Genomic DNA, 7,016 nt, shown 5'->3' with positions numbered 1-7,016 from the left:
CATCGCGGTCATGCGTGACGGTCGCATCGTCCAGATCGGTTCGGCCGAGGACATCCTCGTCACGCCGGCCAACGACTACGTGGCCTCCTTCACCCAGGACGTCGACCGCTCCCGCGTGCTCAGCGCGAGCGCGATCATGGCCGACGTCGAGGACGGGTACCGGCTGGCCGACGCCCCGGCGAAGGTCCACCAGGACGCGCCGATCATCGACCTCTTCACGCCCTGCTCGCAGAGCGAGATACCCGTCGCCGTCGTCAACGACGAGGGCGAACTCCAGGGTGTGGTGCCGCGCGAGCGGCTGCTGGCCGTGCTCGGCGAGCCGATGAAGACCGTCGAGAACGGTACGAACGGTGAGGCAACCGGCCTCACGAAGGACAAGAAGGACGCCGTCCAGTCGCCGCGTGGCGAGGGCGACGAGCCGGCGGAGAAGGTGAATGCCGGTGCCTAGGATTCCCTTTGGTGACTGGGTCAACAGCGTCGTCCAGTGGATGCTGACCCACCTCGACTGGCTGTTCGGCTTCTTCGAGAGCATCTTCAACGGTGTCTACGACGGCCTGAGCGACGTTCTGCAGGCGCCCGAGCCGCTCCTGCTGGCAGGCATCTTCGCCGTGATCGCGTTCTGGCTGCGCGGCACGCTCGGCGGTGTACTGACCTTCATCGGGTTCTGGTTCATCCAGAACCTTGAACTGTGGGACGACGCGATGCTGACGCTGTCGCTCGTCCTCGTGTCGACGATCATCGCTCTGATCATCGGCGTGCCGCTCGGTATCTGGGCGGCCCGCTCCAACCGGGTCAGCAATCTGTTCCGTCCGGTCCTCGACCTGATGCAGACGCTGCCGGCGATGGTCTACCTGATCCCCGCGATTCTGTTCTTCGGCTCGGGTGCCCCGGCCGGTATCGTGGCGACGCTGATCTTCGCGGTGCCGCCGGGCGTGCGCATGACCGAGCTGGGTATCCGGCAGGTCGACAAGGAGCTGGTGGAGGCCGCCGACGCGTTCGGCACCAAGCCCAGCAACACGCTGTGGCGTGTGCAGCTGCCCCTCGCGCTCCCGACGATCATGGCCGGTGTCAACCAGGTCATCATGCTGGGCCTGTCGATGGCCGCGATCGCGGGCATGGTCGGCACCGGCGGACTCGGTGGCTCGGTCAACGAGGCCATCGGCCAGCTGAACGTGGGTCTGGGTGCCGAGGCCGGTATCTCCATCGTGATCCTGGCGGTCTACCTGGACCGCATGACCAGCTCGCTCGGTCAGCAGGTCTCGCCGCTCGGCCGCCGCGCGCTCAACAAGCTGCGGGCCGCGCACGGCCTGAAGATCTGGTCGTACCGTCCCCGCCCGGCGGTCGCCGTGGTCGGTGTCGTCGTCCTCGCGCTCGTCGCGGGCGGCATGGGCATGTTCGGCCAGACCAGCACCGGCGGTTCCCCGACCGCCGATGCCACGAATGTCGGCCAGGGCAAGAAGATCTCCATCGGCTACATCCCGTGGGACGAGGGCGTCGCCTCGACGTTCCTGTGGAAGGAGATCCTCGAGCAGCGCGGCTTCGACGTCGAGACCAAGCAGTTCGACGCCGGCCCGCTCTACACCTCGCTCGCCGACGGCAGTGTCGACTTCCAGACCGACTCGTGGCTGCCGACGACGCACGAGCAGTACTGGAAGAAGTACGGCAAGCAGCTCGAGGACCTGGGTTCCTGGTACGGCCCGACCTCCCTCGAACTGGCCGTTCCTTCGTACATGAAGGACATCAAGTCCATGGAGGACTTGAAGGGCCAGGCGGACAAGTTCGGCGGCAAGATCACCGGCATTGAGGCCAGCGCCGGTGAGATGCAGCTGCTGAAGAGCAAGGTCCTCAAGGAGTACGGCCTCGACAAGGAGTACAAGGTCGTCGACAGCTCCACGCCGGCGATGCTGGCGCAGCTGAAGCGTGCCTACGCCGCGAAGAAGCCGGTCGTCGTGCCGCTGTGGTCGCCGCACTGGGCGTACAACGACTACAAGCTCACCAAGCTCAAGGACCCCAAGGGTGCCTGGGGCAAGGGCGACGGGGTGCACTCGCTGGCCCGCAAGGGCTTCGGGAAGGACTTCCCCGAGGTCAACAAGTGGGTCAAGAACTTCAAGATGACCGAGAAGCAGCTCACGAGTCTTGAAGCCGAGATCAACAAGGTCGGCAAGGGCAAGCAGCAGGACGCCGTCAAGGCGTGGCTGAAGAAGAACCCGGGCGTCGTCAACAAGGTGGCCCCGGTCAAGCAGTCGACTCCGGCCGAGGCCAAGCGCCCCGTGAACGTCGCCTGGTTCCCCTGGGACGAGGACATCGCGGTCACGCACCTCTGGAAGAACGTTCTGGAGAAGAAGGGCTACAAGCTCAACCTCAAGCAGATGGACGTCGGCCCGGTCTACACCGGCCTCGCCAGTGGTGACCTCGACGTCAACTTCGACGCCTGGCTGCCGCACGCCCAGTCCAACTACTGGGACAAGAACAAGAACAACCTCAAGGACCTGGGCAGCTGGTACAGCCCGACCTCCCTTGAAGTCTCTGTTCCGTCCTACGTGAAGGGCATCAAGTCCTACGAGGACCTGAAGGGCAAGTCGAAGCTCTTCGACGGCAAGATCATCGGTATCGAGGCCGGTACCGGCGAGATGAGCCTGCTGAAGAAGGACGTGCTCCCGGCCTACGGCCTGGACAAGGAGTACAAGGTCGTCGACGGCTCCACGCCGGCGATGCTGGCGCAGCTGAAGCGCGCGTACGCCAAGAAGGAGCCGATCGCGGTCGTGCTCTGGTCGCCGCACTGGGCGTACAACGACTACAAGCTGACCAAGCTCAAGGACTCGAAGAAGGCGTGGGGTCCGGGCGACAAGATCCGCACCATCGCCAACAAGGAGTTCCCCAGCAAGTACCCGCAGCTCACGAAGTGGTTCAAGAACTTCAAGCTGAGCGAGAGCGAGCTGGCGAGCCTGGAGTCCGAGATCACGAAGCAGGGGCAGGGGCACGAGGAGGCAGCCGTCTCCACGTGGCTCAAGAGCCACCAGGACGTCGAGCAGCGGATGACCGCTTCCTGACCGACCGCTTCTTGACCGCCTTCTGAGGCGTGACCGACCGTGAGGGGCGGGTTCCCGAGAGGGAGCCCGCCCCTCACGGCGTTTCCCGCGCTCACATGAAACCGCGGGGTGAACATGCGTAGGGTGCATTCAAACGAATCGGGCACAAGAAGAACCGGGCGCATGAACGGTGGGAGGGAGCGGAAGTCGTGGACGAACACAAGGAATCACTTCGCGTGGGCGCGGCCGTCCGCCGTCGTCGCCGTTCCCTCGAACTGACCCTGGCGGCCGTCGCCGAGCGCAGCGGACTGTCCGTGCCGTTCCTCAGCCAGGTCGAGAACGAGCGGGCGCGGCCCAGCCGCCGCTCCCTGGAGAAGGTCGCCGACGCGCTCGGTACCACCGCCGTCGAGCTCCTCGCCGCCGCCGACCCCGCCCACACCGTGGACCTGGTGCGCGCGGACGACACCTCGGTGGAGAGCGGTACCCCTGAGAACGCGGAGGGGTTCGTCGTACGGTCCCTGGTCCGCGGCCACCACCAGATGCACGCCCAGGAGTTCGTCGGCGACCACGATCCGGGCCGCGAGTTCCAGCTCCGCAACGACGTGCTGATGCATGTGACCCAGGGCGCGGTCGAGGTCGAGGCGGAGGGGCGCGCGTACCGGCTCGTCCGCGGGGACACCCTGTACCTGACCGGCGGTGTGCGGCACCGGTGGCGGGCGACCGTGCCGGACGCGCGCGTGGTCGTCGTGGCGGTCGCCGAGCACATCGACGCGGTCGACGAGCCGGGCCCGAAGTAGGCCCGCCGCCGTGCGTGTCGTCTCGCTCGTGCCGTCCCTGACGGAATCGGTCGCCGTGACGCTCCCCGGGGTGCTCGTCGGCGCGACCGACTGGTGCGCCCATCCGGCGGGTCTCGACGTGGCCCGGATCGGCGGCACCAAGAACCCCGACGTCCGGGCGGTTCTCGCGCTGCGTCCGGACCTCGTCGTCGCCAACGAGGAGGAGAACCGGCCGGCCGACATCGCCGACCTGCGTGCGGCGGGCGTCGAGGTGCTCGTCACCGAGATACGTGAACTGCCGCAGGCTCTACGGGAGTTGGACCGGGTGCTGCGGGCGTGCGGGGTGGTGGCGCGGCCGCGGTGGCTGGACGAGGCGGAGGCCGCCTGGGCCCAACTCCCCGCGCCCGGACGCCGGTCGACGGGCGTCGTGCCGATCTGGCGGCGGCCGTGGATGGTGCTCGGCCGGGACACCTTCGCCGGGGACCTCCTGGCCCGGGTCGGCGTCGACAACGTGTACGCGGGCCACGCGGAGCGCTATCCGCGCGTCACCCTCGACGAAATCCGCGCCCGGAACCCGGACGTGGTGATCCTCCCGGACGAGCCGTACCGCTTCACGGCGGACGACGGCCCGGAGTGCTTCGAGGTGCCGACCGCACTCGTCAGCGGCCGCCATCTCACGTGGTACGGACCGTCGTTGGCGGAGGCGGCGGGGGTGCTGGCCCACCTGAGCCGCTCAAGCCCCTGCGGCGATTGAGCAGGCCTTTTCGGGCGTCGGCGGCGTTTGCGGCACGGGGGACCGTCCGCCGCCCTCGGGGCTCCGCCCCGGACCCCGCGCCTCAAACGCCGGCGGGGCTTGAAGGGTCAGGCGCTGGCGGGGCTTGAAAGGGTCAAGCGCCGGCGGGGCTGGGTCGGCCGACCGGCATCAGCACGGCGCTGCGAGGAGCCGGCCGGCGAAGACTCCGCACAGCGTGCGGACCGCGGCGATCGCCCAGACCGCCACCAACCCCACGTAGAGGACCACCGCAAGCCCATCGAACACCGCGAGCCCGGTGTGCTTGCCCAGGCCCTCCGCCCCCGTCACACACGTCCCGACGGGAAACGTGAACGCCCACCACGTCATCCCGAACCCCATCCCCCGGCGGCACGCCCTCCGCACCATCGCGAGGGCAAGCCCCAGCCACATCAGGGCGAACCCCATCACCGGAACCCCGTACAGGACGGCGAACGCGGTGAAACCGTGCGCGTACGAGGCGGGGAGCACGCCACCCGCGACGTCGGCGAACTTGTTGGCCGCGGTCGTCGACTGGCCGAGCGGACCGAGCACGAGGAACAGTGTCGGGGTCAGCAGCACCGGCAGCGGGCCCGCCGTGACGAGCCGCGCGAAGATCACCGGCAACATGACCAGGGTCGCGAGCAGGCTGAGGCCGAACATGGCGTAACAGGCGAACAGCAGGGTCTGCTGTGCCTGTCCGGCCGGCAGGTGCGGCAGCAGCAGCGGGCCCACGGCCGCGGACACCATCGGCGCGACGACCGGCAGCAGCCACACCGGCGAGGCGTCCTCGGCGGCGATGCGATGGCGGACCACCATCAGATACGGGATGGCGACCGCCGCGACGAGTCCAATGACCGTGCCGGCCACGAACAGCACGACGTCCACGGTGATCGCCGCCCGGACACCGATCCAGTCCTGCCCCACGAGCACCGTGCCCGCGCCCACCGCGAGGAGCGCCATCGACAGGCAGCCGTAGAACGGCGCGGCCGTCGGGTCGAGCAACTGTTCCCTGGCCCGGTCGCGGTGGTGCGTCCAGTGCAGGGCGCGGGCGCCGAGGAGGACGAGCAGCAGCACGAACGACAGGGCCCACACCACCGTGAGGCCGGTGCGCAGGCCTGCGAGGTGTACGGGCAGCGTGGCGCCCGCGTTGGCGATGATCGCGGTGCCCATGACGGAGGCGTACCAGTTGGGGCCGAGTTGCCTCACGGCGGCGCGGACGCCGGAGGCGGGGGAGGGGACGGGACGGGAACGGGGTGTGGGTTGGGCGGCAGTGACCATGGACCTACGGTCCCGCCGGGCATCGGCCCCCACCAGGGACTCTCTCGCTATGAGCGCATAACCTGGCCTTATGAGCCAGGAGCGGACAGGGATCACGGAGCAGGCGCCGGACGCGGGGCTCGCGCACCGCGTGCCCGAACTCGGCGCGTTGCAGCTGCTGCTCGCGGTGGCCCGGCTCGGCAGCCTCGGCGCGGCCGCCCGCGCCCTCGGCATCACGCAGCCCGCCGCGAGCAGCCGGATCCGGTCGATGGAGCGGCAGCTCGGGCTCGCCCTCGTCGACCGTTCGCCGCGCGGCTCGCGGCTCACCGACAGCGGGGCGCTCGTCACGGACTGGGCGCGGCCCATCGTGGAGGCGGCCGAGCAGTTCGACGCGGGGGCGTCCGCGCTGCGGGACCGGCGGGACTCGCGGCTGCGGGTGGCGGCGAGCATGACGATCGCCGAGTATCTGCTGCCGCGCTGGCTGATCGCGCTGCGCGCGGAGCGGCCCGACACGGCGGTTTCGCTGCTCGCGGGGAACTCGACGGCGGTCGCGGAGCGGCTGCTCGGAGGCGAGGCGGACCTCGGGTTCGTGGAAGGGCGCACGGTTCCCGCGGGGCTCGACTCCGCGGTCATCGCGCACGACCGGCTGATCGTGGTGACGGCGCCGGGGCATCCGTGGGCGCGTCGCCGCAAGCCGCTGGCCGCGGGGGAGCTGGCCGTTACCCCGCTCATCCTGCGGGAGGAGGGGTCGGGGACGCGGCAGGTGCTGGACGCGGCGCTCGGCGGGTTGGCGCGGCCGTTGATCGAGTTGTCGTCGACGACGGCGGTGAAGTCGGCGGCGGTGAGTGGGGCGGGGCCCTCCGTGTTGAGCGAGTTGGCGGTGGGGGAGGAGTTGGCCTCGCGGCGGCTGGTGGAGATTCCGTTGGAGGGGGTGGGGTTGGCGAGGGAGTTGCGGGCGGTGTGGCCCACGGGGCACCTGCCGGTGGGGCCTGCGCGTGACCTGCTGTCGCTGACCCGTTCCGGGTGAGCGCGGCGCCGGGGTTGCGGACTCGGGGCGCTGCCCCGGACCCCGCTGCTCGATCGCCGCAGGGGCTCTATGGAGCCCCGCCGGCGATCGAGGCAGCGGGGTCCGGGGCAGCGCCCCGAGTCCGCAACCCCGGCGCCGCGCTCACCCGGAACGGG

5 protein-coding genes and 1 pseudogene are annotated in these 7,016 nt (G+C 69.7%); 5 read left to right on the top strand and 1 reads right to left on the bottom strand.

The window, feature by feature from the left end:
- The 4 genes and pseudogenes from ABT004_RS35500 to ABT004_RS35485 all read left to right on the top strand — a co-directional run.
- Positions 1-448, top strand: a pseudogene (locus tag ABT004_RS35500) (glycine/betaine ABC transporter ATP-binding protein); the annotation flags it as partial.
- Positions 441-3,050 (top strand): ABC transporter permease/substrate binding protein, encoded by a 2,610-nt coding sequence (locus ABT004_RS35495; protein ID WP_351345678.1) that lies wholly within the window; start codon positions 441-443, stop codon positions 3,048-3,050. The pseudogene ABT004_RS35500 and the gene ABT004_RS35495, both read left to right, overlap by 8 nt.
- Before the next feature lie 188 nt (positions 3,051-3,238).
- Positions 3,239-3,826: a helix-turn-helix domain-containing protein gene (locus tag ABT004_RS35490; protein WP_351345675.1), complete on the top strand. Its 588-nt coding sequence runs from the start codon at positions 3,239-3,241 to the stop codon at positions 3,824-3,826.
- 10 nt (positions 3,827-3,836) lie between these two features.
- Positions 3,837-4,559, top strand: a complete 723-nt coding sequence (locus ABT004_RS35485) for a helical backbone metal receptor (protein ID WP_351345672.1) — start codon at positions 3,837-3,839, stop codon at positions 4,557-4,559.
- 168 nt (positions 4,560-4,727) lie between these two features.
- On the opposite strand, the gene ABT004_RS35480 is transcribed toward ABT004_RS35485, so the two are convergent.
- The gene (locus ABT004_RS35480; RefSeq protein ID WP_351345669.1) at positions 4,728-5,855 is read right to left on the bottom strand and encodes a TDT family transporter; all 1,128 of its coding nucleotides are present in this window, start codon (positions 5,853-5,855) and stop codon (positions 4,728-4,730) included.
- A 70-nt stretch (positions 5,856-5,925) separates the two neighbouring features.
- Between ABT004_RS35480 and ABT004_RS35475 the strand changes: the two genes are divergently transcribed.
- On the top strand, positions 5,926-6,861 hold the full coding sequence (locus ABT004_RS35475) for a LysR family transcriptional regulator (RefSeq protein ID WP_351345666.1): 936 nt from the start codon (positions 5,926-5,928) through the stop codon (positions 6,859-6,861).
- Positions 6,862-7,016: the final 155 nt, after the last annotated feature.

Origin of the sequence: Streptomyces sp. NPDC002790, assembly GCF_040295505.1 — a bacterium.
Lineage (GTDB): Bacteria > Actinomycetota > Actinomycetes > Streptomycetales > Streptomycetaceae > Streptomyces.
Note: the sequence above shows the minus strand (reverse complement) of the source record. Positions and strands in the feature narration are given on the sequence as shown.